Origin of the sequence: Amycolatopsis sp. QT-25, from assembly GCF_029369745.1 — a bacterium.
GTDB lineage: Bacteria > Actinomycetota > Actinomycetes > Mycobacteriales > Pseudonocardiaceae > Amycolatopsis.
Genome location: NZ_CP120210.1, coordinates 6,250,741 through 6,276,841, shown reverse-complemented (window position 1 = coordinate 6,276,841; position 26,101 = coordinate 6,250,741). Strand labels below are relative to the sequence as shown.

Here is a 26,101-nt window from a genome sequence, read left to right as displayed (position 1 = left end):
ACTGGGAACCATGGGCGAACCGGCAATCGACCTGCGGATTCTCGGCGCAGTGCAGTTGACTGTGAACGGTACGGCTATACGTCTCGAACCTCGCCAGGCCACCGTTTTGGCGATCATCGCCGCCGCAGGTGGCGAGGTCGCTTCCACGGAGCTGGCCGGTCGATTCGGGGTGAACGGCTCGGCGACACTGCGGTCTTATCGAGCGAGGCTTCGGGACAGCGCGGGTTTGGAGCTGGTGAAGAGGAATGAGCACGCGATGCAGCAGCTGCTGGTCGCGCGGGACGCAGTTGATCTATGGCGGTTCCAAACCAAGATCGCTGGCTGTGTCGGACTGCCCCCGCACCGACGGTTGCCGCTCCTGCGCGAGGCCGCCGAGTGCTGGCAAGGACCGCCGCTGGACGGACTGGATTCGCGTTGGGTGCACGACGAGGTGGCGGAGCTGCGGACGACGGGACGCCGTGCCTTTCTAGAGCTGATAGGGCTTTCCTTGGAACATGAGGGGCCCGAACCCGCCGCAGGCCACGCAGAGCGGGCAAGTGAACTGTTCCCGGACGACGACGAGATCCGGGCTGCGCTGTGGTGGACATGGGCTCGATGCGGGCGCGTGAGGGCGATTGCCGACGACCTCGATCGGCGCGAAAAGCTACCCGCGGGTCTCGGTAGGCCGTCGCTCATGGTGCTGCGCAAGGAAGCCAAAGCCCGGATCGCCGAGGCCCGACAGGTGTCGGAGGCAGTTCCGGCTCGAATGCCTCACCTGCTGCCGCCAGTGCGGTCGAAGGTTCATGGCCGTCACGCCGAGCTTGTCTTTCTCAATAGCCTGACTGACCAGGACAGCGAGACCCGGGTTGTCACGGTGCGCGGGCTCGGAGGCCTGGGCAAGACCGAGCTGGCGGTGAGCTGGGGACACCGTGTGGTCGCACAATTTCCCGACGGTGTCCTCTTCGCCGACCTGGGAGGCTTCTCACCGTCCGGTCCGGCCCAGCTCGAGGTGGTTCTGACGGATTTCGCCAGGCAGCTTGGGATCCCGGTCGGTGATGACGTGCTTTCCGCCTACCGGACTGCGGTGAACACACGTGCGATCTTGGTCGTTCTCGACAACGCCCGTGATCACCAGCACGCGGCGGAACTCCTGGCGGCTGGGGAACACAGCCGCACGGTCATCACGACGCGTGCTGCCGTCACCGCGCCGGCTGTGGCTGACGGGCGGGTGCTGGCCTTAAGCCCGATCACTCCCGAAGCAAGCCTGGAAGTCCTGCGCGAAGCCATCGGCGAGGCGAGGATTAAGGAGGAGCCGTTCGCGGCAGCGAAGCTCATGGCGGCGTGCGGCGGAATCCCGTTGGCTGTCCGGCTGGTCGCCGCGCAGGCACAGCTGAATCCAGGCGTAAGCCTGGAAAGGCTGCTGGACCGGCTGGGCTCGGCGTCGGCGGTACTGGGCGCAAAACCCGAAGGAGAGACCGCCTTGCGTGACTCACTTGCGTTGTCGTATGGGCCACTGTCCGCCGAGGCTGCCCGGGTCCTGCAGATCAGCGCGCTCCACCCTGGACCCGAGATCGCCCTGGACGTGATCCCGTTCTTGTCAGGGCTGCCTGCATCCTCCGCAGAGGACGCTGTGGACGAACTGCTGCGAGGCAGCCTGCTCGATCCGCTTCCGGAGGGCCGGTTTCGACTCCACGACCTGGTCCGCGCCTTCGCCCGGGAACGTGCGTTCGCAGAGCTGTCGCCGGACGAGGTGTCCATGATCAGGGAGGAGCTGTTGGGGTGGTTGCTGGCCGCCGCGCGGCTTTGTGACCGTGCCCTCCGCTCCGGCAGGGAGCTGCCCGGCGATCTCGTTGTCTCCGATGGTGCGCCGTTGCCCGATCCAGCGAACGAGGAAGAAGGGCGACGGTGGTTCGAGAGCGAGCATGACACCCTTCTCGCGGTGCTGGATTCGCCAGATTTCCTGCCCTATAAAACATACCGGTGGCGCTTACCGCTCGCCCTGTGCTGCTATCACACCCGCAACGGCCCGTGGCCCACGGCGGAGCGACTGCTGACTTCAGCCTCCAAGATCACCAAGGACGAGCTGGACGAGCCCGAACGGACGCGTTACCAGGCTGTCTGCCATCGGGTGCTGGGCAACATCCAGCGGAAGCTGCGGAAGTTCGGTGCCGCAGAGCGCAGCCTGGAGACTTCGATCACCCTGGCCGAAGGCATCGATGACCCTCTGGAAACCGCGAATGGTCACCAGCAAATGAGTGTCTTGCAGGAAGATATGAAGAAGTGGGAGGTAGCGCGGCATCACGCGACGGTTGCAGGCCGCCTTTACGAAGCTTTGGCGGACGCACGCGGGGTCGCGGCGACTTTACCCACCGAGATCCACTGCTACCTAGAACTGGGAGAGCCGGGGCGGGCCCTTGAGCGCGAGTCGTTCGCTGTCGACCTGATGACTCGGGCGAGCACTCCGTACAACCGGGGCGCGTTGCACCGCGTCCTGATGGATTGTCACCTCAGGTTGGAACGTTTCGAAGAAGCGGTCCTCCACGGAGAGACTGCCCGCGCTTGCTATCTCGAGTCCGGCGCGCCGACCAACGAGGTCCGGGTGCTGGCCGTGCTGGCCCGGGCATATCGCGCGGCTGGCCGTGCCGAAGACGAGCTACGCGTACTGCGAGACTTTATGACCTGCTACGGCAGGCTGCGACAGCGAGAACCCGAAGACCGGCAGCTGTATACCACTGTGAAAAGCAGGCTGGCTGCCCGTGGTGCCTGAGGCGCTCAGCTCACGGGAGCCTCCGTTGCGGGGCCGTCCGGCGCATCAGTCTCGTCCTCCTCGTCCGAGTTCCGCATCGGCAGGATGTACTCCTGAGCCTTTTGCGCGAGGTGCAGCGGCAATGGCCTGCTTAGCGCGTCGCGGTAGTCCGGCGCCTGCCTCAGCTGGTGGACGGCCATCGCCAGGGCGTGCGGATCGTCCTCCTCGTCACGGTTGTGGCTGAGCACCGCGATTTCGACGAGGCCGGGATTCCACGCGGGTTTGTCGATGTCGATCGTCGGTAGATCCACCCGGTCGCCCAGACGGATCGGCCGGTTCTGCAGTTTGTGCGCTCCTACCGCGGAACTTTGCGCTGTGGAAGCCTTCGGGGTGGTGCTGTAAAAGATCCTGTCGTTCTCCGTCTCGGCGCTCTTCCACAGATTGGCGGGCAGGCCGTTCACCCCGTTGCCGTCCGCGAGACCCCACCACTGCGGGGTCTCCCGTCGCTCCCCGGTGCGGATCCGGACAAGCCGTAGCCAGGGATTGGGCCGTCCGGCCGGCGCGACGCCGGTGCGGATGAGATCCCGGCGCACCTCACCGTCCTGCACCCAGGTCCAGAGATTTCTGATGTTCTGCGCGTCGACGAGGACGACGGTCGGGGTACCGCGGATCTCATCCGAGGAGAGCACCCGGTGCAGGAACTCCTCTGTGGCGGACCGTTGTTCGTCACGGGTTCGGGGCCAATCGAACCACGATTTCTCATGCTCGCCGTCATCGGCGAGGTCGTGCTCGGAGACCGCGGCGAGCGCGGGCAGCCGGGCCAGGTAACGCGGATACGCGATCCAGGCCCCCATTCCTTCGACAGCTTCGGCGTCCCAGGCCAAGATCTCCCCGGGACCGCCGGCGCCGGGACGCACCAGCACCGCGACCGGGAATTTGCCCTTGGCCGACCGGGCGGTGGAGCCCCGTGCCTTCGTCGCCGTCCAGACGGCCAGGTACTGGGTTCCGGCGGGCAGGCCTGTCGGGACGTCGGTGCGCGGCACCACCGTTGCTCCCAGCTGCCGCAGCGCGTCCACCCAGGACGACTCGGCCGCGACGGACAGTGTCTTCTCCCCGCGCGACGATCCAGGCGAGGTGATGAACTGGGTGACGACCCCGCTGTCGGCCGCACCGAGCCGCAACGCGAACTTGGGATCGTTCCGGCCGCGGAACACGGTGCGGCCGTGGATCTCCACCAAGGCGACCGAAGGCACCGCCGCATCCGCGCCGTTCTTGGCGAGAAACTCGCCCATGTCCGCCCGGCGCTTGGCCAGCGCCCTTGCCGCGCGATCCGCCCGGCCTTTGACCGGTTCCGATGGCACACCCAGGCTTTCCGTCAACCCGTTGTCCATGCGCAGACAACTCAACGTCACGACCAGCTCTCGAGTCCGCCACCGCAACACGACGGGTTCTCCGCGGCCACTGCGATCGTGAGCCTGCGTGCCCACCTCACTCGCTCCGCCGTCACCTTCGAGACCGAGCACTTCGGCAAGCGCGACGATCGCTTCGTCACGGGTCCGGTCGGTGCGCCACAACAGTCGCGCGGCGAACTCGGGAGTGCCGGACCAATCCGTGTACAGGGCGGCCAGCGACGTCCGGCGGGTCAACCGGAGCTCCGCCTTGCCCTCCGCCGTGCGTTCGCTGGAGCCGCCCTTGCGGACATTGGCGGGCTTGTTCGCGGGTAGCTCCGACCGGGTGAGGTCGGCGACCCTCGCCAGATCCGGCAGCAGAGCCTGCTCGGCCCACTCGACCAGGCGCGAGCGCTCATGGGACATGAAACCCGCGCCCACACCGTGCTCGCCCATCGGTGAGCTGTACGCGATCAGCGCGTCGACGCCTCGTTCATCCTTGAACCACCGTTCAGGATCGCCGAGGAGTCCGGCAGGATCCGGAAACGGTCTGGTGCCGAGAGCGAGCCGCTCCATCAGCTTCGTGAGATCTCCCTGTCGCCACATGAAGTCGTCATCGCGTTTGGCAACGTGTGCCACGCTGTAGCGTTCGCTGACGGGGACACCGGGCAGCCACGGCGCGACCGGACGCAGGTAGACGGCACTGGCCCGGCGGTATCCCAACCGCACCAGCCCGGTCTTCGGGTCGGGGTGGGTGGCCCAGCGGCGCACCCCGAAATGCAGGTGAACCCGTGGCCGGGGATGGAACGGCACCGTGTGGAGGGTGACGGTGGCGACGACCGAGAACCACCACCTCCCGTGCTTGTCGTCGTGGAAGAGCGGCTGGGACATGAGCTCCGCCCCCTGCTGACGCGACCGCCGCGCGACAGACCGAAAACGCAGTACCTGCTCGCCGGAGTCGTACGGCTCCAGCTCCTGGATCCGGCGGGCGAAGTGCTGCGTCGTCAGCAGGTACTGGGGGCCGTCCGGTTGCGCGGTACCTCCTTTGCTGACACCGCATCGCGTAAGCGAAATCGCCTTCTTCTCCTGCCACACGGGGGGATTGGCGAGCAGCGTGTCACGGACCCGGTTCGCCTCGTCAGGATGATCCGAGCCGAGCTCCTCGATCCAGAACTCCAGCAGCCGTAGCAGGATCGAGACCGGCAGCGGCTTCCCCGCGTCTTCCGGACAGTACAACCAGGTCCGCGGCCCCTCGCCGGCCGCGACCTGGCGTGGCAACACCCCGAGACGCACATCCAGGGCTTGGAGAAGCGAATCCAGCCGCCGTGTCGGCGGCGTCTGCCATCGGGCCCGGCCCGTCCGTTCGAGATTGACCAGGTCGAGTACGCCGGTGGTGAGAGCTTCGGGGAACTGCAAGGTGTGGAAGTCCACGGTGAGTCCGTCTCCGTCCACTGCGGTTTCGTAGGCCGCCCGGCGGATCGCCGTGTAGCGCGAAGCCAAGGTCATGTCCTCCTGGAGAGAAGGTCTGGGCCGTCCAGGTCGACGGGTTCGACCTGGTCGAGCATCCGGCAGAGCGCCAGGTAAACAGGCTTGTACAGGAGCTCGGCGAGCCGCATGTCCGCCGGAGCGACCGGGTTGTCGTCCGGGCAAGGTTCGAAGTACGGGCGCAGGGCGTCCCGGATGCCGTGGAGCAGGCTTGCCCGAGAGTGGTCGCGCTGCCTTCGCCGAGCGTGCTTCTGTGCGTTCGGCGACCGCGCTTCGGCGATCGCGAGTTCGAACTTCGCGTCGACGAAGACGACCCGGGCAGCGACTCCGCCCCGGACAAGCCTGCCGATCACCTGCCAAAGCACGACCAGCTGGTCCCAGGCGAACGAGCGCTGTTCGTCTTTGCTCAGCACGGAATACGCGTACTTGCGGATCAGAAGCCGGCCCCACTTGCTGCGAGCCAGGGCACGGAACGCCCGCCCGGCGGAGTCGAGCGTGTCGTGGGATGCCACGAGGGCGGCGAAGGAAGCCGGATCGATGTCCTCGGCCGTGGGCAGGCCTCGCGTGTAGCGGCTCTCCCAGTCGTTGATGGCGAGCACGGAGAGCCCGATGTCGGTCGGCACCGGATGAGGCCGGGTGAGCAGTAGGGCCACCCCGAGCGCGGCGTCGTTGTCCCGGTTCAAGATGTTGTACCCGCGCTCGATGGCAAGCATCGGTGCGACGAGCACCCGGGCCATGGCGTCGGTGGCGAAGAGACCCGCGTTCCCGCGACGGACGACCCCGGCGCGGTCGAGGTCGTCGGTCCCGTCGGCGACCGCGTCGTCAAGATCGGCGTTGTCCCGGACGAGCGCCTTGACGTGGCCGTGCCACCCGGGCATCGCGTCCAGTTGATCCGCCACGTCGCGGGCTTCCTGGTAGTTCCCGACGAGGAGTAGCGCACGCTGCCGGTTCGGGTTCCCGACAGCCCGGATCTCCTCTTCCAGCGGCGAAATGCCACTCGGGCCGGGCTTGCCGAGCTTGTCCACGAGCGAGCGCAGCAGTGACGACCTGATCCTGGGCGGCCGCCCCGACAGGCTGATGGGGTTCCCGTCGGCGTCGTGGAAGAACCGCATCTTGAAAACGGTTTCCTGCACACGCTCCTCGGCTTCGTGTGAGGGCCGCAGGACCGCGCCGACCGGTGCGACCACATGCGCGCGGGTGGACGTCCCGGCCCAGCTGGTTCCCGAAAGCAGCAGTACATGCGGCCCGCCGCGGCCGGTGGTGGTGTCTACGCCGAGCGACGGCAGGGAGAGCAGCAGTTCCCGCCCGACACCGGTACACCGGAAGAAACGCAGCGTCCCGGTCACCTCGTCGCGGTCGCCGTCACCGTCCTCGACGACGTACTGGAAACCCAGCACGTTGCCCATCGGCGACTCGGGTACGAGCGGCAGGTAGTCCATCGGTGGGCGGCGGATCAGCTCGTTGTCCTTGGCGTCCAGTCGCATTGCCTCTTCGACGAGTGGCCAGAGGTGCGTCAGGCGGTCCAGCCGGTGGTGCAACGCCGACAGCAGCAGGACGAACTCCAGCTTGCGTACCTGAGGGTCGGTTTCGGCCACGTGACCCGGCCTTTCCGGCGTGCCGAGCACCTGGAGCTCGCCGATCACCGCGGCCAGCCGATGAGCGACGGCCTTGCGGTTCAGGGTGTGCAGCAGGTCTTGCGTCGTCGCGGCCAACGGGTCGGCGAGAGTTTCGTAGGGGCCGTTGTCGCCCAACGGGTCGTCGCGGAACTGGTCGAACACTTTCGCGGCCTCGGCGTGGGAGACCCCTGGTTCGGTCGCCGGGGTTTCCTCGTCTTCCTCGTCATCGGTCCCGGCGGTTCCGGGTCGATACAGCTCTTTCAGGAGCTTTCCCTGCAACGTCCAGGAGTTGAAGTACTCGATTCCCACCCAATCCCGGAGGCTTTGATCCGCGATCAGCATCGAGTAGAGCTGGTTCGTGGCGCCGGAAACGACGGAGAGTGCGACCTCCCAGTTCCGCACGTAACGGTCGGACAACTGGAGGCGCCCGGCCCGCGAGAGTTCGAGGATGTTGTGCCTGTACAAGGTGTCCAGCCACGAATGAGGTTCGCGGGAGACGAGTGTGGCGGTCGGCGCGAACACCATGTCGAGGTTCATCATCACCCGGTCCGCTTCGTCGATGACGACGAGGTCGCTGCGCAGACAGGCCAGTTCGAGCTGGCGCAGGCGTACTCCGCCCACGTGGGTCTGGAGCGGGCTGGCCACGAGCGACGCCATGTTGGCGACCCACACCCGTGCGTCGACCTGGTCGCGGGCGTTCACGTGCCGCGGGCATTCGTGCCACAGAGGACAGCTCGATGGGCTCGGGCGCTTCCGGTCGGTGACCTCGCTGTCCACGGCATAGAGCTTTGTGCACGGCGCGTCGACCGAACGCACCGGCGTTTCCGCCGCCCGAAGTGCATCGAGTGGGCAAGCCGTGCCGAGGTCGGCGAACCCCTCGTCCTCGTGGTGCCCGGCGAACCGCACATGGCCATTCGAGGCGAGCCGTCGGTGCAGTCCTTCGACGTGCTGCTCGCGGTTGGAGGAACCGATGATCGGCACCACCACCCCGTCGTCGAAGAAGCTTCGCAGTTCCCGGGCCGTGGCGAGCTGCTCCGCGACATCGCCGACCACGAGCGTGATCCGCAGTGGCTTGTCCTGTCTCACCGCCCAGACCGCGAGCACCTTCATGAGGGTGCTCTTCCCGACCCCGACGACCCCGACCGCGTGGAGGAGCCCGTCAAACCGCAGCCTGTCGCCTTCGATGAAATCGTGTCCGTGAACGTCACGGACGAGCAGTCGCGTCGATTCGATACTGGCCTGCCAGTTCACTCGTTCGCCCTTGGGGGCGTGCGTGTCCATCCATCGGGCGGTCTCGCCCAGCGCCGCCCAAGTTATGTCGAGGGGCTCTCCGTTCGTCACCGTGCGGGACGTGAGGTCGTGTCCCGGCACGTCGCGTGCGCGGTCCGCGATGTCGGCCGGGATCTCCACCTCGACGCGTTCATCACGGTCGTAGTAGAAGTAGATGCCCGCTTTCGCCGGAGCGGGCTTGCTGTCGACGTAGTCCGGAAGGGTGCTCAGGGCCTGTTCGTACACCGGGAAGCGTGTGGTCAGAGTGGTCGTCCCAGTCCATTCGAAGGAGGCGAAATCCTCCGCGATCCGGAACGCGCGCAGGTCAGCGTCCACCTCCTGGTAGTTACGCAGGGCTTCGAGCCAGGACTCCGGTCTGCGCAGAGGCCAGAGGCGGTGCCGGACGCAGGTGATCATCCAGGCTTGCGCCGGGTCGTCCGCCAGCCCGCTCTCCTTGGCGAACGGGTAACCACCGAGGAGTGGCCAGACCGAGGTCGGAGGCTGCGCTTTGTCGAGGCGCGACAACAGGGTCAGGCCCAGTTCGACCGGGCAGAGCACTTCCAGGGGCAGCTCCAAGGTGGTCTGCCTTAGCTCTTCGATGAGCTCGGCGTACCACTTCTTGCTACGCATGGTCGCCTGCCTCCTGCCGGATCATGTCGGCGAACTCGTCCTCGGAGAAGATCCGGGGCGACTTCGCGTGTTCTGTCGCGATCCGCTGGTAGCCGGGATCTGCGGCGATCCGGTACTGGGCGATGACCCAGCACACGACGTCGGCGCCGGTGCCCGCGACCGACGCCGCGATCGCCCGGCCGAGCAGTGCGGGGCTGTGCCAATCGACGATCCGCACAGCCCTGGTCTCCCCGTCGGGCACGGTCACCCGCAGATCGCCGGTACCGGTCAACGGCCAGTAATCGACCCAGGCCCCGGACCGTCTCACTTCATCGCCGAGCCGCCGGACCGTCTTGGCGGGACCGGAGACGAACTGTCGATGCCGGCGATCCCCCTGAACGAGGATCCGAACGTCGTGGTCCCAACGCTCACCGGGAGCCACGAGACTCTTGGTCGCGCACTCCTCCCGCTCGCACCACCAGCCTTCCTCGACGGCGGGCAGCAGGAGGCCACCACAGCCGTCGCAGGCGTGGATCCCGCCGTCGATGGCGAAACCAGGTCCGATCTTGACGTAGAACTTGCCAAGGTACTCGTCGAGAACGCGGACCCCGGGTTTTAATACGATGTCCCTGAGCTGCTCCTCCGTGAGGACCGGGTGCGCCGCCAGCACGTTCCGCGTGGCGCCGTACGCCGGCGTCCGCCCGCGTTCCGCCGCGAACGCCGACATCTCCGCGACCTGGCGCGACACCTCCAGGAACGGATTGGCCGCCTCCGCGCAGAGAGCGATCTCGTGGCACAGCGCGGTCGGCGCGCCTGAATGCTTGTCGACCAGAAAGCCGTCCTCGGGATAGACGCCCTCGGGGAGTACCAAGGGCCAGGATCCCAGCGGGCGCTGGTAACCCCAGCGGACCAACCCCGGCACCGAGGACGGTGGACGAGCGCCCCGGCGCAGGCAATACAGGGCCAGCCGGTCCAAGGCGCTTTGGACGTTCGCCGGATACGGCATCCGGAAGGCGGTCAGATCGCGCAGCTCATCCAGGGTCACGAGGGCTGTGGCGACCGCGCCGAGCAGCCGCTCCTCCTCTCCGAGGGTGGTCACGGCTTGGCTCGCCCGCCCGCGGTCAGATACTCGACACCCGGCGAGCACCACCGGCGGACCTCGCAACTCGCACAGCCGTCGCCAGGGTTCGGGGCGTACATGGTGTCGCCAAGCAACGGCCTCACCAGCTCTCCGACGACTTCCTGGGCTTCCGCCACGAGGGCCGGGCTGGCGGGGTCCAGCTCTTCGAGAGCGCACCCGTCGGATCGCAGGTGTTCCAGTTCGACCCGGGATCCGCCCGGAGAACGTTCCGGTGCCCCGGCGGACAGGATCAGGATCGCCAGTGCCAGCTGGGGGACCTGGCGCAGCAAAGGCCGGTCGCGCCTCAGCCTGTGACGTGACGTTTTCGTCTCCCTCCACACCCACCCGCCGGCTCGCCGGTACAGGAGATCCGGCGTGCCCCCGAAGACCACATCCAGGCTCTTGTCATGGGCGACCACGAACCGGTCCTGCTCGCCACGGACTTCTTCGACATCGGGGAAGGGGCACAACGCCGCGTGCTGAGCCAGCATCTCCACCGCAGTTCGCTGGCTGTCCTCCGGGAGCGCGGCGACCTCTTCGCCCGCCGGGTCGCCGGGCCTGCATCGGCTGGGGTGGCCGGTGTGCCGTATCCGCAAGGTGGCGTCGACCGCGCGACCGATTTGGATCGGCTGGCCTTCGACAAGGGCGGTGTCGCGGAGTTTCAGCTGCCTTTGCAAGTGGTAACGCGCCGGGCAGCCCTGGTGGTAACGCAAGTCAGTGACCGACAGTGTCCGCCGCGGGCCGGGCACGGGAGGAAATTTCGGCAGGAGCTGCGCCGACGGCAGAGCGGCACAGTCGGTTGTGTCGGGGCATTCGGCGCAGTTGCGGCCCGCTCGCCGCGCAGTGCCGTCGACGATCTCGAGGAGCCTCGGCGCGATGAGATCCTGTGCCTGTTGACGGACTTGAGCGGAGGGCCACTCGAGAACCGGCACCGCGACAGGTGACCTGGCGCCGAACAGGACGACGCGCACTCGATCAGGGGCGGTCCCCCCGCCGAACGTGGCCACGTTGGCTGCCGCGGTGGTGACGATCTCGGGCCGTTCCGCCGGAGCGGTCAAGCCCATCAGCCACATTTCCCGGATCGAGTCGTCCTCGGACCGATATCGGCGTCCCCAGCAAGTCTGCTCGTACCGTTGCACTCCACGTTCGTCCACCGGATCCCGGCGATGGGAGATCTTCCACGGGAATCGCACCGGAATCGGGCACGGCGTGTTCATGGCGTCCTGATGCGCCTGCCATGCCGCGCGGTAGTTGTGGAACGCCTCGATCGACCAAGCCACCAGTCCTGGATGCGCCGGTGGCCGGCCGGTCTCGAACGTTCCCCGAGTCCGCGCCAGTTCGTCGATCACCGCCGCGTCGTCCTGGCCGCCGAATTCCGAGAGGTCCACCGCGGCCATGAGTGGGCCCAAAGTGAAGTCGGTCCAAGTCGACCTCCGGATCTCCGCGCGGCGCCGGGCCTTGTGCGCCAGCGCGCGAGGGCAACCCGCCGAGCCGGTGTCGGACGCGCCGACCCGCACAATCTGTCCAGAATTTGTCACGCCGTCCCGTTCTTATCCGGTTCCGCACCCCTTTGGTTCCGCAAGAAGCTTAATTGCGGGAATTCGGGACGGTCGCGCAGGGGGCGACAACCTGCCCGAGTAGCCTCCCGCGCATGACGAGTATGGCTGACAATCCTGGGGCGAGCCTTATGTGCGGTGTGGTGCTCGGGCAGCGTTTCCAAGTGGTCGAACAGAAGGGCGCCGGGGGGATGGGCGTCGCGTATCGTGCGCTCGATCTGGAAACGCGCAAGCAGGTGATTGTCAAGATTCCGCAATTTCCGGCAACGGTTGATTTGGATTTCGAAGCTCGGCGGCGAATCATGGGCCGATTCGACAAAGAGGGCAGGTACTTGAGCGATCTTAAGCACCCGAACATCCCGGCGGTGATCGATCGGGACAAGCATGGCTCTGTCCCGTACCTGGCGATGACCTACATCCACGGGGACAAGCTGACCAAGTATCGCCAGACCACCGTGCCCCGGCTCACGGAGTTCGCCGCGATCGGCTCGTCTGTCGCGAAGACGCTCGCCGCCTGTCACTCGACTGGAATCGTCCACCGCGACCTGAAGCCCGACAACCTCTTGGTCGGCGACAACGGCGTCGTCTACATGATCGACTTCGGGATCGCGCTGCCGTTGAACAAGGACACGCCGAGGTACACGAGGAACTTCGTCGGGACCGACGACTATTCGGCGCCGGAACGCTTCCTGGGAGCCGAGCCGGTCGAACAATCGGATCTGTACAGCCTGGGTTGCGTGTTCTACCACCTGCTGACAGGGCGGCCTCCGTTCGTTGTGGACGGCAGGAAGACGCTCGAAAAGCAACACCTGGAGGACCGTCCGGCACCGCCGTCGCGCTTTGTCGCCGACGTCGATCCGGGCCTGGCGGACCTGACCTTGGCCCTGCTGGAGAAGAAGATGGAAGACCGGCCCGGTATCGAGACGGTGCTTGAGGTACTGCGTCCTCATTTGCCGACGGTCGGCGCACCTGAACCCAACCCGGTGTCCCTGCCCGACGTGACGATCCCGTACCGCACTCCGGATGCTGTCAGCCCGCCGGAAGCGGTCGCCGGTCACCGTTCGACCTCCGTGCGCCCATTCCGCGCTCGAGAGCGGCGTGACTTTCTCACCGAAGCCGACATCATGGAGGCCATCAGGCAGGCCACCTTCGAGCACGACAGCGGTGACAGCGCGGCCGCGGCCCTCACCCTGACCGAGCTGCGGAGTCGGGCGATCGAGACGTTCGGGGAGGGCAACCCCAAACTGGAGCCGATCGAACGGGCTTTGAACCTGCTGGAGGGCCGCTGAAGTCGGGTCGGGATCAGCTGGTGGTCAGGACGGCTCTGGGGGTGACCGCTGTGGCCGGGAACCGATCGTGTCGAGTCGTTATAGCGCGTGGCCCTACATTACCGACTCGAACCCCGAACCCGCTGGTTAAGAGTGGTGTGGGGCGCGCCCTTCGGGAGCACCCGCGGTCGACCTGACGATTGCGGCTTTGTCGGTGGCGATCTCTTGCCCGCTCGGTCGGTTACTTGATCAAGGGGCATGTCCGCGACGCGTCCGCTTCGGTGGTCCCGATGGTGAATCCGAGCCGCACTTTTGCTGTGCGCGCACCGCCCCCCTGCACATGGACGCCGAGCGCGGTGCAGACGATCTGATCGTGTGGGGTTCCAGAAGTCGGTTCATGCGACAGGCGCGTTCGGCGGGTAGGGCATGATCGTCGGCCATGTCGTTGCGTCTGCTGTATCTGATCCTCTTGCGGCTGGCGGGTTTGGTGGTGTTGCTCGGCCGGTCGTCAGCCTCGAAGAACGTCGAGTTGCTGGTACTGCGCCATGAGGTGGCCGTGCTGCGCAGAGGCAACCCGAAACCTCGCCTCGATTGGGCTGACCGGGCTGTGTTCGCCGCGTTGGTCCGCATGCTGCCCAAGGCGCTGCGGCTGCACCGGTTGGTCACCCCGGGCACGGTCCTGCGCTGGCATCGGCGCCTGGTGGCTGCGAAGTGGACTTATCCACACCGGGTTGGCCGTCCACCGGTCGACGACGCGATCGCTGGGTTGATCGAACGGATGGCCAGGGAGAACCACAGCTGGGGCTACAAGAGGATTCAGGGTGAGCTGCTCAAGCTTGGACACCGGGTCGGCGCGTCGACGATCCGGCGGATCCTGAAGCGGGCACGCGTACCTCCCGCGCCGGTCCGGGACACCGACACGACCTGGCGGCAGTTCCTGCGCACGCAGGCCTCGACGATGCTGGCGTGCGACTTCTTCCACATCGACTGTGCGCTCACCCTCCGGAGGATCTATGTGTTCTTCGTGCTGGAGGTCGGCAGCCGCTACGTCCATATCCTGGGCACGACCACGAATCCGGACGGCCGGTGGACTACTCAGCAGATCCGCAATCTCATGCTGGATCTTGGTGATCGAGGCGACGACTTCAGGTTTCTCATCCGTGACCGGGCTGGCCAGTTCACGGCGTCGTTCGACGCCGTTCTGGCCGACGTCGGTATCGAGGCGGTAAGGATTCCTCCGCTGCCCGCGGGCGAACTGCTACGCCGAACGGTTTGTGCTCACGGCCAGAACCGAGCTCGCCGACCGTATGTTGATTCTGAGCGAACGGCATCTGCGCGCCGTGCTCGCCGAGTACGTCCGGCATTACAACGGTCGACGGCCGCACCGTTCCCGCGAGCTTCGCCCACCACAGCCGACCCACCCCGTGGCAGACCTCAACTCTCAGCGGATCAGGCGACAGCGGCTTCTCGGAGGCCTGATCAACGAGTACGAACGGGCGGCATAACCCTACTGGTCAGAGCCGTCGGCAGACTTGTGGAACCCCGCAGGCCACGCTAACCAGGCAGAAGACGTTGGAGGTCATCTGGGAAGCGTCCTCGGCAGCTCGGGCTCGTCTCGGGCGCGGATTAGACCACAATGGACACTAAGGAAGTGGAAGAAATTCGTCCACATAACACAAAACCCCACGTTATCGGATCGACAACGTGGGGCTCATACGTGCGCCATCAGGGACTCGAACCCCGAACCCGCTGGTTAAGAGCGAACCTGGGAGGTGGCGGAGAGTGTCAAGTGATGCCGGACAAGACATTTTCGTCTGGTCGTGACGGGCCTGCCGTGTCGGGGACTGTCGTCAGGTGTCGGACTGTCTCGGACCTCTCGGGCTCGTCCCGGGCACGCATGTGCCGGACCGTGTCATGTCGTTCGGTCGTCCGTAGCGGCCTATGTAAGATGCCCGGTCAGCTGGCCCACCTCTCGTGCAATGATGACCTAGGCGCAGCGTCCAGCCACACCCAAAACCATTCTGCCTGGCCCTATGAGTCATGCCGGGCGTGGCGACTACGAACTCCTTGACCAAGAGCTACGAAGAAGGTGCTAGGGCCAGTAGCGGATGGTGATCGCGTGGTGACACGGCCGAAGCCGATGAGCGTGGTCGAGAAGACTCGGCTTCGACCAGTGTGTCAGCAGCGAGCAGCGGCGAGAAATGGCATGACGTTGCATTGCATGCTTCATCGGTATCGAACGAGCATTCGTCCGCGTTACCTGTAGCGATTTTGGGCACATCGTAGAATGGCTCATGAGTCGGCTTCCGCGGAAATGGGCTGATCGGCCGTATCGCTCTCCAATCGTTGACGAACCGAGAAGTCGCAGGTAGAGTCCTCGTGGCCTCAGGAAGTGGCTGCGGGCTGGTTGAGCCCAGGGGAGGATTCGTCATTGTGAGGTTTTACTCGTGCGTGCTCGGTGTGGGCGCTTTTTCCACTGTCGCGTTTTCGCTTCTTCCTGTTTCGGCTGCGGGTGCGGCCGTATCAGACGATCCGCCGCCTGTCGTGGAGGACTACGACTATCCGGGTGCCGATCAGATCTTCACGCAGCACGGTATTCGCCTGCTGAAAGGCGACGGACACATCCTGTTCACCGAGTGTGGTGGCGGTGCTAACCTTGTAGAAGTATGGAGTCGGACCAAGAACGTCCCGTTCTGCTTCAAGATCACGGGCGCCAAGGGGTACCTCAGCATGGACCTCGCCAGGGTGTACCTGATCAAGGGTGACGACCACGCATTGAAGGCGACAATGAAGATCAAAGACGCGCCAGTGATTGTGGACATCCCCAAGAATACCTGGACATCGGTCGGCGAAGGCGCAAATCCGGAAAACGGCTATTCGTCGCTTGCGGAATTTGTTTCCGCTGGTGCTTGAGTTGTATCTGCCCGAAACCTGGTCGACACATTATTTGTTATGAATCTCTCTTCGTGATCGTGCGTCTTCGTTTGAGGGCGCACGATGCCGTTTGAGTCCATCATTTTCATTCTGAGTGCTTGGTGGGGGCCGCTGTCGTGATCATGGAATTCGAAGCGAGATCCGAAACTCCGAGAAGGTCGAGGCTCGCGGCACTTTTGTGCTTCGTTGTCATCCTGGCCCTGCTGCTGGGCTTGGTGAGCACCGTCCCGGCCTTCGCGGATCCTGTTCCCGGTGGTGAGCAGGAGGAGGTATCGGACAGGGCGAAGGTGGTGGCCGCCTGGGAGAAGGGGGGCTCCGCGGTCCGGGAAGCGGCTGAGGCTGCCCTGGTCGGCAGTGATCAGGTGGTGCGGGACTTCCTGGCCTCTGGCCTGAGTGACGCTGGTGATCATGACACTCGTCTCAGTATGGCCAAACTCCTCGCGACGGCGGGGCCCGCGGTCAAGACGGCCGCGCAGGCCGCGTTAAGCGGTACGCCTGCGGAGATGCGGCAGTTCCTCGAGACCGGTGTGCGTGAGCCGTGGGAACAGGATGTCCGAGTTCGTGCCGCACAGATCCTCAGCGCCGGCGGTCCCGGTGTCAAAGAGGCTGCTCAAACGGCGTTGAACGGTCCTTTCGAGGGTATCGCCGAATTCGTGCACAGCGGCAGGGAAGTGGCCCAGCAGCACGACGACCGCGTCCGTGTCGCGCAGATCATGGCCACAGGCGGGCCGGCTGTCAAACAGGCCGCCCAGGTCGCTCTCTCGGGTGGCGTGGACGAGCTGCGTGAGTTCCTGTCGACGGGGCAGTATGTCGCGCGGGAGCGGGACGATGAAACCGCGAGTGTCGCGAGCCTTGCCGCCGCCGCCAAGGAGGCGGGTGAGCGCGCGGCGGCCGAAACCGCCTTGGCGACGCAGGCGTCGGAGCAGGCCGTTAAGGCGGCAGGTTTGGCGAAGCAGGCGGCGGAACGCGCGGCCGCGGAGACGGCTGCCGCGAAAGACGACGCCAACCTGGCCTCGGCTGCGGCAGGTCGTGCCGCGGATGCCGCCACTCGTGCGGCGGCGTCGGCGAGGGAAGCGATCAGTGCGGCGAACGCGGCGAGTCAGGCGGTTCGGGCGGCGGCGAACGCGGCGAATCGTGCGGCCACGGCCGCGGTGCTGGCCGGTAAGGCTGCGACCCGCGCTTATAACGCGGCCGCGGATGCGGCTACCGACGCGGGGAAGGCCGACGACGCCAAGAAGGCGGCTGTCACTGCCAAGTCGGTCGCGCTGAGTGCTGCGGTTGCGGCTGATGCGGCTGCCGCGGTTGGCGCCGCCGCCAAGGCGGCGGGTAACGCACTGCAGGCGGCGTTGAGCGCGGCGTCGAACGCCGACGCGGCGGGAACAGCGGCCGATGCGGCCGGTAGGCACGCCAACGTGGCTGGTGCCGAGGCCGACCGTGCGAAGCGCGCGGCCGCCGACGCGAAGCGGGCCGCGGCGCGTGCGGTGCGAGCGGGGAACGCTGCCGTGGCCTTCGCCAGGGAAGCGGCCACGGCAGCGGATGAAGCCCGCGCAGCAGCGACCCGGTCCGCTGGACACGCGAACGCTGCGGCCGACGCTGCCAACGAGGCCGCCCAGCACGCCGGTGAGGCGGAGCATGCGGCGGCTCGGTCAGAAGCACATGCACAGGCCGCGAAGGTCGCAGCTGAAAACGCGACCACGGCGGCGGCCAAAGCGAAGCAGACCGAGGAATCCGCTCGAGTCGCGGATGCCGAGCGGTTGGCCACTGAGACCGAAGAGGCGGTCGAACTCGCTCAGGCACTTCGTGCTGCGACGGACGCGATTCCCGCAAGACTTCCTTGGGACACTGAGGAGTCGTTGCGACTCAGCCAGGAATCCAAGCGCCTGATCGCCGAAGCCACGGCACCTGGCGCTCCCCGGGAAACCGTCGTCGCGAACGGCCGGAAGGTCGCTCTGCGACAGCTGGCTGGAGCCGACGTAGGTCCGATCAGCCGGGCGATGGCGAAGAACGTCCTCGCCGGAGACGAGATTGCTGTCACCGAGTTCGTCCGCGCTGGTTTGGCGGTCGCGGCGGAACAGGACGATCGGGCGAGGGTGGGGCATCTCGTCGAGAGCGAGATCCCGGCGCTGAAGACGGCGGCGTTGGCGGCCTTGAGCGGCACCGCTGAACAGGTCAGGGAGTTTCTGCGGAAGCAGCCGTATGAAGGTAAGGAGAACGATGAGCGGCTGGCGATCAGCCGGTTGCTCGCCTCCGGCGGCCCGGGTATGCGGACCGCCGCGCAGGCAGCGCTCGACGGTGACGCCGACGCGCGGCGTGAGTTCCTGCGGACAGGTCAGTACGAGGCTGCCGAGCACGATGACCGGATAGTGGTCGCGCAGGCGCTGCAGACCGGTGGCGCTGAGGTGAAGGCGGCCGCGCAGATCGCCTTGGCCGGGCCCGCCCTTGAGCTTCGGGAGTTCGTCCAGTTTGGACGGCTTCAAGCTGAGCGGCGGGACTCGGACACAGCGTCGCACGTGGCGACAGTCCGTCGGTATGTCGCCGAAGCTGCGGCGTCGGCCGCGGCGGCCAACGAGGTCGCCGCACGTGCCCTGCAGACGGCGGCGATCGCCCGCAACGCGGCGAACGAAGCCGCAGGATACGCGGAGAAGGCGAAGGCCTCCGCTGAGGAAGCGAAAGGCTACGCGGACCAGGCCAAAGTCTCCGCTGACGAGGCGCAGGCCTCGGCAAACCGGGCGGCGCAGTCGGCCAACCAGGCACGTCAGGCAGTCGCCTCCGCGCAGCGGGACGCCGCGAAAGCCGCCCAGTATGCGACCAAGGCCGCCGGCTCGGCAGCGTCGGCGCGAAGCGCCGCCGCCCGCGCGGCCGGCTACGCAGAAGACGCCCGCAGATCCGCAGTGGCCGCGGGTAAGAGCGCGGATGAGGCCGGCCGCGCCGCGAGCGACGCCACCGAACACTTCCTCCGCACCTGGACAGGCACACCCCCGGATCAGAGGCCCTCTGACACCAGAGCAGCACAGTTCGACAGCGGTCTCATCGTGCTCTTCACCAACGGCGCGTGTTATGTCAACGGTGTCCAGCTGCCGTTCGCGGGCTACGGACTCACCCAGTGCGAAGCCATCGGGCGGCAGATGGATGCCTGGTGGCTCGATGGTGGATACGAGTACGTGGGCGTGCAGGGTTTAGGCCCGGGAATCGCAGACTTCGAAACGCTGCTGATGAAGCGATTCTGCGAGGAGCGGCCCCAGGCATGCTCGCCGGAGTTGAGGGCATCTCTCGCTGCGGCCAATGGGGCCGTCTATAAAATTGAGACCGCGGGTTACGGCAAGGTTTTCGAAAAACTGCTCAAGAGAATGAAGTTGGGCAGGTTGGCCGGCGAGGCCGCCAATATGGAAAAGTTTCTCGCTGGGCGAGCGTACAATACGCTTCGCCAGTGGAGCGGGAAAACTTACCAAATCGGCAATCGAATGATTCCGCTTACCAAGGAACGTATGACGCACATCCTCGAACGGCACCATCCAAAATATTGGGATGGAAGCTGGGAAAAATTGCAGTCGTTCTTTCCTGGTAAGATGAGGATCGAGGAGATTGAAGAGGCGATGGTCAAGGTGCTGAATCAGAATCATGCTGCGATCCTGCGGGGCAACGGCTGGGGTTGGTACGAGGGCTCTGTTGGCGGCGTAGCCTACAGAATAGGACTTCAAAATGGGAAAATAGGAACATTCTTTCCGATCGGGTAAGGGACGTCTGAAATGGTGACTGCCGGTACTGTCCTCTGGTTCGGGCAGGAGCAAAAGACCCGGTTCGTGGATATCGCTCAGTGTGATCGACTTCCGCGACTGAAGGGCAGCGACGATCTATTGGGGGCCATCGAGCTCGAGATCGACGGTGTCCTGGTGCTCGACCGAGATCTAATCGACGACATTATTGGCATGTGGATAATCGTCGCTAGAATGGTCGACGACTACCGGCAGGGGCTTGAAGCAAAGAGTGCGATTCCGACTCAAAAAATCTACTTCGAGCTTAAGCCCTTGCCGCGCGGTCGGGTCTTGGTTTCTGTTGAGGGCGGCGGCGACAGGCGGGCCGTCGCCGCTGGTGAAGAAGAATTGCTGTTCGCTCTCAGGTTTGCAGGAAACGAATTCTTCGGCAAGATGGAAGATCTGGCTGGAAGATACTGGCCGGAAGAACGGGCGCGTCTGAACGCGGGTTCGGAATTTCAGTAGCCATTTTGCTCGCCACTGCTGTGGTCGGATGATCGAGGGAATAAATGAAGAGATCCAGAGCGTTCGCTTTCGCGGCCTTGACCGCGGTCACGTTCGGAGGCGTCGTCATCGCGCCGGCGCAAGCCGTTTCCAGCGGTGCTGCGGCCGCGGACGGAGCCTATGGGTTCACCGCCAAGATCGAGATCGACGGAAGTGCTTGCAGCGGTGCTCTTGTGGCATCGGAATGGATCGTGACCTCCGCGACTTGTTTCCCCGGTAACCCGCAAGGTGGGGTGCCCGCCAAGGCGGCCACCGCCATCGTCGGCAGGACGGACCTTTCCGGCGCCACCGGAAAGGTCGCCAAGGTGACGAACCTCATCTCTCATCCGAGTCGCGGGGTGATGCTGGCCAGGCTCGACACTGCCATCACTGACATCGCGCCGGTGACGCTGGGCGGTGCGGCCGCGACGGCGGGCGAGAAGCTGCGTCTGGCGGGCTATGGGCGTACCGGTACCGAATGGGTCCCGAACAAGCTTCAGTCCGCGTTGTTCACCGTTGGCACGCCGACTGCGGACAGTCTTTCCCTCACCGGCGACAATGGTGCCGATGCGTGCAAGGGCGACGCTGGCGGTCCCGTGTTCCGTGAGACTGCGGGCAAGTTCGAACTCGCCGGTGTGGTGGGTGCATCTTGGCAGCATGGGTGTCTTACCGTGACCGAGCCCCGGCAAGGCACTAACGCGACCCGCACAGACGATCTTACCGCCTGGATCCGCCAGCAGACCTTCGTCGCGACGGTTAAGGCGGTCGATCACGCGATCACGGTCAAGTGGGCTCCGGTTTTGGGGCAGGGTCAGTTGACGTACCGGGTCTACGCGGGGGAGGAGCCTTCGGTTCCGGTGGCTGAAGCTCGCCGCATCGGGTCGACGACGGGGACCGGCTTCACGCACAAGTCCCTGCCCGCGAAGAAGACCTTGTACTACCGGGTAGTCACGACGTTGGCCAATGGGACGGAGTTGGTGTCCGGTGTTGTTTCGGCGACCACGCCGGTCCCTACCGTGAGTGACTTTTCCGGTGACGGTAGGGATGACATCGCGGTCTTCACCCGTACCAGCACGGCGGATGTCTTCGCGGCCGTATCCGATGGTGCCAGGTTCGTGGGCAATTCGGTCAAATGGCACGACAGGTTCGCGACGAACAACGAGGTGCCGCTGGCCGGTGACTTCGACGGGGATGGCAAAACGGACATCGTGACCTTCACTCGGGGGGCGCTGGGTGATGTGTATGTGGCACTGTCCGACGGTGGCAAGTTCGTCGGTGACTCGCAGCAGTGGCACGGCGATTTCGCGTTCGGCGAGGAGATTCCCGCGGTCGGTGACTTCGACGGGGACGGGAGGGATGACATCGCGGTCTTCACGCGCGGGACGACGGCTTCGGTCTATGTCGCCTTGTCGGACGGCAAGAAGTTCGTGGGCAACGGTGTGAAGTGGCACGGTCGGTTCGCCGGCGGCGCAGAGGTTCCCGTAGTGGGTGATTTCGACGGGGACGGCAAGGATGACATCGCCTGCTTCACCCGTGGCACGGCGGGCGACGTCTTTGTCGCGTTCTCGGACGGTGGCAAGTTCATCGGTGACTCCCTTCAGTGGCACGGTGACTTCGCGTTCGGTGACGAGATTCCCGCGTCGGGCGATTTCGACGGTGACGGCAAGGACGACATCGCGGTCTTCACCCGAGGGACACTGGCCGACGTCTATGTGGCGATTTCAAACGGTGTGCGGTTCGTTGGAAACTCCGTGAAGTGGCATGACAACTTCGCTTATGGGGCCGAGTTGCCCGCGATCGGGGACTTCACCGGTGACGGCAAGGCCGACATCGTCACTTACACGCGTGGCACGAGAGCGGACGTGTATGTCGGGGCGTCCGACGGGGCGAAGTTCGTGGGTGCTTCGATTCTGTGGCATGGCGATTTCGCCTTCGGTGATGAGGTGACCGTGCCCAGGGCTTTCGCTCTCGGATTCTGATCATCAAGCCGGTGCTGGGCAGGGGGTCCATTGCCCCTGCCCGGCGCCGGTCCTTTTTCGGATACAAGATAGAGTGGGGCAAGATCGTTTACGGATCTTGCCCAGTCGCGGACAGTGTTGTCACGTCGCAGAACTCTGGGTGATTGTTCGTCTTTCAGTTACCTGGAGATTGAGTTGAGCACTATTACCGCGGAATCCGAGGCAGTACCGGACAGACCCGGCGTTCGCAGCCGCGTCCGCGCGTGGAGCTGGGTCGCCATCGTGGCCACTGTCCTGGGGTTCGTGGTCCTTGCGTGGCAGCGGCGCTGGATCAGTGATGACGGGCTGATCGTGTTGCGGACGGTCCGGCAGATCCTGGCGGGTAACGGTCCGGTTTTCAACGTGGGCGAGCGGGTCGAGGCCAACACCAGCACGCTGTGGACGGCGGTGCTCGTGCTGGTCGGCTGGGTGCCGGGCGTCAGCCTCGAGTGGATCGCGGTGATCGTCGGACTGTTGTTCTCGGCGGGTGGCTTGCTGCTGGCCCTCGACGGTGCCCGGCGGCTGGCCGGACCTGCCGCGTCCACTGTCGTGTTTCCGGCGGGTGCGCTCGTAGTCCTGGCGTTGCCGCCTTTTCGCGATTTCGCGACCTCGGGCCTGGAGACCGGGCTGATCAGCCTGTGGCTCGGCGGGACCTGGTGGCTTCTGGTGCGCCGCGGTACCGAGCAGCCGTTCGGCCCGCTGTGGTCGACCGCGGTGGTCATCGGGCTGGGTCCGCTCGTCCGCCCGGACCTCGCTTTGTTCAGTGTGGTCGCCATGACCGGATTGCTGGTGCTCACTTGGCGGGGCTGGCGGCCCACACTGCTTCTGCTGGGTGCCGCAGCCGTGCTTCCAGTGCTGTATCAGGTGTTCCGGATGGGCTACTACGGCTTGATCACCCCGAACACGGCGCTGGTCAAGGAAGCTTCCGAGGCACTGTGGGACAGCGGATGGGCGTATTTCGGCGATTTCACCGATCCGTACCTGTTGTGGATCCCGGTCGCCGCGTGCCTGCTCGGCGGTGTGGCCTTGGTGTGGCGGAAGTCCGTGAACCGGCGGGTGGTGGTGCTGGTGGCCGTCCCGCTGGTGGGTGCCGTCCTGCTGGCGGCGTACGTCGTCCGGGTCGGCGGGGACTTCATGCACGGGAGGATGTTGCTTCCCGCGACGTTCTGCCTGTTGCTTCCGGTGATGGCGATCAGGGTCACCAAGCTGACCTTCGTGCCCGTTGTCGCGGTCGCCGTCTGGGCCGTGGTCGCCGGTGGCTGGCTACGAACCCCGTACGCCGGGCTCGAGGAACCGATCGACGAGCAAGAGGTGATCGCCGACGAGCGAGCCGCCTATGTCGCGGCCAGCGGGACCGAGCACCCGATCCTGGCGGGGGACTTCCGGTTGTTCGTGGAGATGACCGACGACGCTCGTAAGCAGCTGGCCGCGCAGCAGGATCCGGCAATCCACGTGCATGCGCAGTCGAGGGGCTGGGTCGCCTATCCCTCGGCGAACGGCCGTGACGTGCTCACCTACTTCAACATCGGCGGCCCCGGCATGCTGTTGCCGCTCGACGTGTGGGTGCACGACCCGATCGGGCTCGCCAACCCGGTCGCGGCCCACAGCACGACCATTCCGGGGCGGCGGATCGGGCACAGCAAATTCGCCGGTTCGAACTGGGAGGTCGCCGGCCTCGGCGCGGAGCCGACGGAGGCCGCGGCGGCACGGGGCCAGTACAAGCAGGACAACCTCGACGCGATCCGGAGAACCCTGAGCTGCCCGCATACCCAGGAGATGCTCGACTCCGTCCGCGCGCCGCTGACCTTCGAACGATTCTGGGAGAACCTGATCCACTCCGTCGGCCGAAGCCGCCTGCGCTACGACCGGAACCCCGAGAACGCACAAACCTGCGGCTGACACGGCTTGCTGTGACTCCGTCTGACCCCAATAGTTGATCATCAACCATCACGAGCGGCGGTGAGACTTACCTCACAAGACGCTGCTGTGTCGCCTCGCCCATGAGGACTGGTGGGGCGACACAGCGCACGACCGCGGCGGAGAGAGACGGACGCAGGTCGGACCGACGCTGATGCCAGAGGGTGGAAACAGCATCCTGGCCGCTGAACCTTGTCGAGACAACGGCGAAGCTGGCCTTCAGAACCCGAGATCGACAGCTCGGGCTCGTCTCGGGCGCGGATCAGACCACAATGGACAGTAAGGAAGTGGAAGAAACTCGTCCACATGACACAAAGCCCCACGTCATCGACCTGAAAACATGGGGCTTGACTGTGCGCCATCAGGGACTCGAACCCCGAACCCGCTGGTTAAGAGCCAGCTGCTCTGCCAATTGAGCTAATGGCGCCTGCTTGTTCCGCCGCTTTGGTGTTCCCCTCGGCGACGTGGAAAACATTAACACAGGGTTGCTGGGGCCCGTTTCAGGGGGGTCCCCTTGCGACGAGCTGGGAGGGATTCGGCCATCCGGCCGCGGGCGTTGCGGCCGGTCAGGCAGACTATGGCCACACGTTGGGGTTGATACCACGCGAAACGGGCGGTGTGCATGAGGGTCTGGGGAGCGACGGGGCGGTCGCGGGTGGTCGTGGTGGCTTTGGTGGCGGGGTTCACACTGGCGGGTTGCAGTAGTACACCGTCGGGTGAATCGCCGTCTTCGGGCGGTACTCCCGGTGATTCGCAGCAGAGTGGAGCGCCCGCGCCGGCGCCGAAGGCCGCCGTGGTGACGTTGACCCCGGCGCAGGGCGCGGCGAACGTGGCCCCCGGTGAGCCGGTCACGGTGGCCGTCGCCGACGGCAAGGTGGGCGAGGTCGAACTGACCGGCGCCGATGGCAAGGTCGTCGCGGGCAAGCCGAAGGAAGACGGTTCGGGCTGGGAGTCGGCGGAGCCGCTCGGCTACGGCAAGACCTACACCGTCACTGCGGCCGCGACCGGGACCGACGGCAAGCCGGTCACCTCGACCTCGACGTTCTCCACGGCCAAGCCGAGCCGTCAGATCGGTGTCTCGATCAACCTGGTCGAAGGGGAGACGGTCGGCGTCGGGTTGCCGTTGATCTTCACCTTCACCGCCAACGTGCCGGACAAGGCGGCGGCCGAGAAGGCGCTGAAGATCGTCACCGAGCCCCAGGCCGAAGGCGCGTTCCACTGGTTCGGTGAGAAGACCGTGATGTGGCGGCCCAAGGAGTACTTCAAGGCGGGCACGAAGATCTCGGTCAACGCGGCGATCTACGGCAAGAACCTCGGCAACAACACGTTCGGCCGTGAGGACAAGCCGGCCAAGGTGGTCGTCGGCGACAAGCTGGTCGCGATGGCCGACGGTGGTACTCACCAGATGAAGGTCGTGGTGAACGACCAAGAGGTCAGGCAGATGCCGATCTCGATGGGCAAGCCGTCGAGCAGCACCCCGGCCGGGACCTACACGGTGATGAGCGAGCACACCGGCTACACGATGGACTCGAGCACCTACGGCGTCCCGACGGACAGCAAGGCCGGCTACCGGACGTTCGTGAAGTACGCGGTGCGGATGTCGAACAGCGGCATCTTCTACCACTCGGCGCCGTGGTCGGTCGGTTCGCAGGGCAAGCGGAACGTGAGCCACGGCTGCATCAACCTGTCGACCGAGAACGCGCAGTGGCTGATGGAAACCTCGAAGAAGGGTGACATCATCACCGTCACCAACTCGGGCCCGCAGGTGCTGGAACCGGCCGACGGCTGGTCGGTGTGGCAGATGTCCTGGGACGACTGGAAGACCGGCGGCGACCGGAACTGACCCGATGTCATGAGGGGTCCTGTCAGGACGGAACAGTCCTGACAGGACCCCTTCGTCGCGTTCCGGGCCCGAGGGGTTCGTAGCGGCACTCGAGGTCGGCGAGGTACTTCCGAGACAGAGCCTGCGGGTAGCCGGGATC

General features: G+C 65.7%; 13 protein-coding genes and 1 tRNA gene. 9 read left to right on the top strand and 5 right to left on the bottom strand.

Translation table 11 applies throughout. The features are described from left to right. The first annotated feature begins 10 nt into the window (after window positions 1-10). Complete coding sequence (locus P3102_RS29175) at window positions 11-2,746, top strand: NB-ARC domain-containing protein (protein ID WP_276363437.1); 2,736 nt, start codon at window positions 11-13, stop codon at window positions 2,744-2,746. 5 nt (window positions 2,747-2,751) lie between these two features. Here P3102_RS29175 and P3102_RS29170 read toward each other — a convergent pair whose 3' ends face one another. Genes P3102_RS29170 through P3102_RS29155 form a run of 4 tightly spaced genes read right to left on the bottom strand, consistent with a single transcriptional unit; the run spans window position 2,752 to window position 11,750 of the window. Beyond that, the gene (locus tag P3102_RS29170) at window positions 2,752-5,619 is read right to left on the bottom strand and encodes a DUF3962 domain-containing protein (RefSeq protein WP_276363435.1); all 2,868 of its coding nucleotides are present in this window, start codon (window positions 5,617-5,619) and stop codon (window positions 2,752-2,754) included. Further along, on the bottom strand, window positions 5,616-9,113 hold the full coding sequence (locus tag P3102_RS29165) for a hypothetical protein (RefSeq protein WP_276363434.1): 3,498 nt from the start codon (window positions 9,111-9,113) through the stop codon (window positions 5,616-5,618). Before P3102_RS29165 ends, P3102_RS29170 begins: the two co-directional genes overlap by 4 nt. Continuing rightward, a complete protein-coding gene (locus tag P3102_RS29160) occupies window positions 9,106-10,191 on the bottom strand; it encodes a hypothetical protein (protein ID WP_276363431.1) in 1,086 nt (361 codons plus the stop codon). Before P3102_RS29160 ends, P3102_RS29165 begins: the two co-directional genes overlap by 8 nt. Further along, window positions 10,188-11,750 carry a PD-(D/E)XK nuclease family protein gene (locus P3102_RS29155; protein WP_276363430.1) on the bottom strand — a complete coding sequence of 521 codons (1,563 nt, stop codon included), beginning with the start codon at window positions 11,748-11,750 and terminating at the stop codon, window positions 10,188-10,190. Before P3102_RS29155 ends, P3102_RS29160 begins: the two co-directional genes overlap by 4 nt. A 182-nt stretch (window positions 11,751-11,932) precedes the next feature. On the opposite strand from P3102_RS29155, the gene P3102_RS29150 reads away from it, so the two are divergent. The 7 genes from P3102_RS29150 to P3102_RS29120 all read left to right on the top strand — a co-directional run bounded on the left by P3102_RS29150 (window position 11,933) and on the right by P3102_RS29120 (window position 24,101). Further along, entirely contained in the window at window positions 11,933-13,057 is a 1,125-nt protein-coding gene (locus P3102_RS29150) for a serine/threonine-protein kinase (RefSeq protein ID WP_276363428.1), read from the top strand. Window positions 13,058-14,310: 1,253 nt separating this feature from the next. After that, window positions 14,311-14,541: an integrase core domain-containing protein gene (locus P3102_RS29145; RefSeq protein WP_276363426.1), complete on the top strand. Its 231-nt coding sequence runs from the start codon at window positions 14,311-14,313 to the stop codon at window positions 14,539-14,541. A 946-nt stretch (window positions 14,542-15,487) separates the two neighbouring features. Then, a complete protein-coding gene (locus P3102_RS29140; protein ID WP_276363425.1) occupies window positions 15,488-15,949 on the top strand; it encodes a hypothetical protein in 462 nt (153 codons plus the stop codon). A gap of 143 nt (window positions 15,950-16,092) precedes the next feature. Then, on the top strand, window positions 16,093-19,704 hold the full coding sequence (locus P3102_RS29135) for a chemotaxis protein (protein ID WP_276371402.1): 3,612 nt from the start codon (window positions 16,093-16,095) through the stop codon (window positions 19,702-19,704). A gap of 12 nt (window positions 19,705-19,716) precedes the next feature. Beyond that, window positions 19,717-20,187 (top strand): hypothetical protein, encoded by a 471-nt coding sequence (locus P3102_RS29130; protein ID WP_276363423.1) that lies wholly within the window; start codon window positions 19,717-19,719, stop codon window positions 20,185-20,187. Window positions 20,188-20,231: 44 nt separating this feature from the next. Further along, window positions 20,232-22,184: an FG-GAP-like repeat-containing protein gene (locus P3102_RS29125; RefSeq protein ID WP_276363421.1), complete on the top strand. Its 1,953-nt coding sequence runs from the start codon at window positions 20,232-20,234 to the stop codon at window positions 22,182-22,184. 261 nt (window positions 22,185-22,445) lie between these two features. Beyond that, window positions 22,446-24,101 (top strand): arabinofuranosyltransferase, encoded by a 1,656-nt coding sequence (locus tag P3102_RS29120; protein WP_276363420.1) that lies wholly within the window; start codon window positions 22,446-22,448, stop codon window positions 24,099-24,101. 372 nt (window positions 24,102-24,473) lie between these two features. Here P3102_RS29120 and P3102_RS29115 read toward each other — a convergent pair. Beyond that, window positions 24,474-24,546: transfer RNA gene (locus tag P3102_RS29115), tRNA-Lys, on the bottom strand. A 195-nt stretch (window positions 24,547-24,741) separates the two neighbouring features. On the opposite strand from P3102_RS29115, the gene P3102_RS29110 reads away from it, so the two are divergent. Next, complete coding sequence (locus P3102_RS29110) at window positions 24,742-25,962, top strand: Ig-like domain-containing protein (RefSeq protein ID WP_276363418.1); 1,221 nt, start codon at window positions 24,742-24,744, stop codon at window positions 25,960-25,962. Window positions 25,963-26,101: the final 139 nt, after the last annotated feature.

Coding starts and splice junctions, on each gene's coding strand:
- P3102_RS29135 (WP_276371402.1), top strand. CDS start 16,093: ATGGAATTCGAAGCGAGATCCGAAACTCCGAGAAGGTCGAGGCTCGCG.
- P3102_RS29125 (WP_276363421.1), top strand. CDS start 20,232: ATGAAGAGATCCAGAGCGTTCGCTTTCGCGGCCTTGACCGCGGTCACG.
- P3102_RS29170 (WP_276363435.1), bottom strand. CDS start 5,619: ATGACCTTGGCTTCGCGCTACACGGCGATCCGCCGGGCGGCCTACGAA.
- P3102_RS29130 (WP_276363423.1), top strand. CDS start 19,717: ATGGTGACTGCCGGTACTGTCCTCTGGTTCGGGCAGGAGCAAAAGACC.
- P3102_RS29175 (WP_276363437.1), top strand. CDS start 11: ATGGGCGAACCGGCAATCGACCTGCGGATTCTCGGCGCAGTGCAGTTG.
- P3102_RS29110 (WP_276363418.1), top strand. CDS start 24,742: ATGAGGGTCTGGGGAGCGACGGGGCGGTCGCGGGTGGTCGTGGTGGCT.
- P3102_RS29165 (WP_276363434.1), bottom strand. CDS start 9,113: ATGCGTAGCAAGAAGTGGTACGCCGAGCTCATCGAAGAGCTAAGGCAG.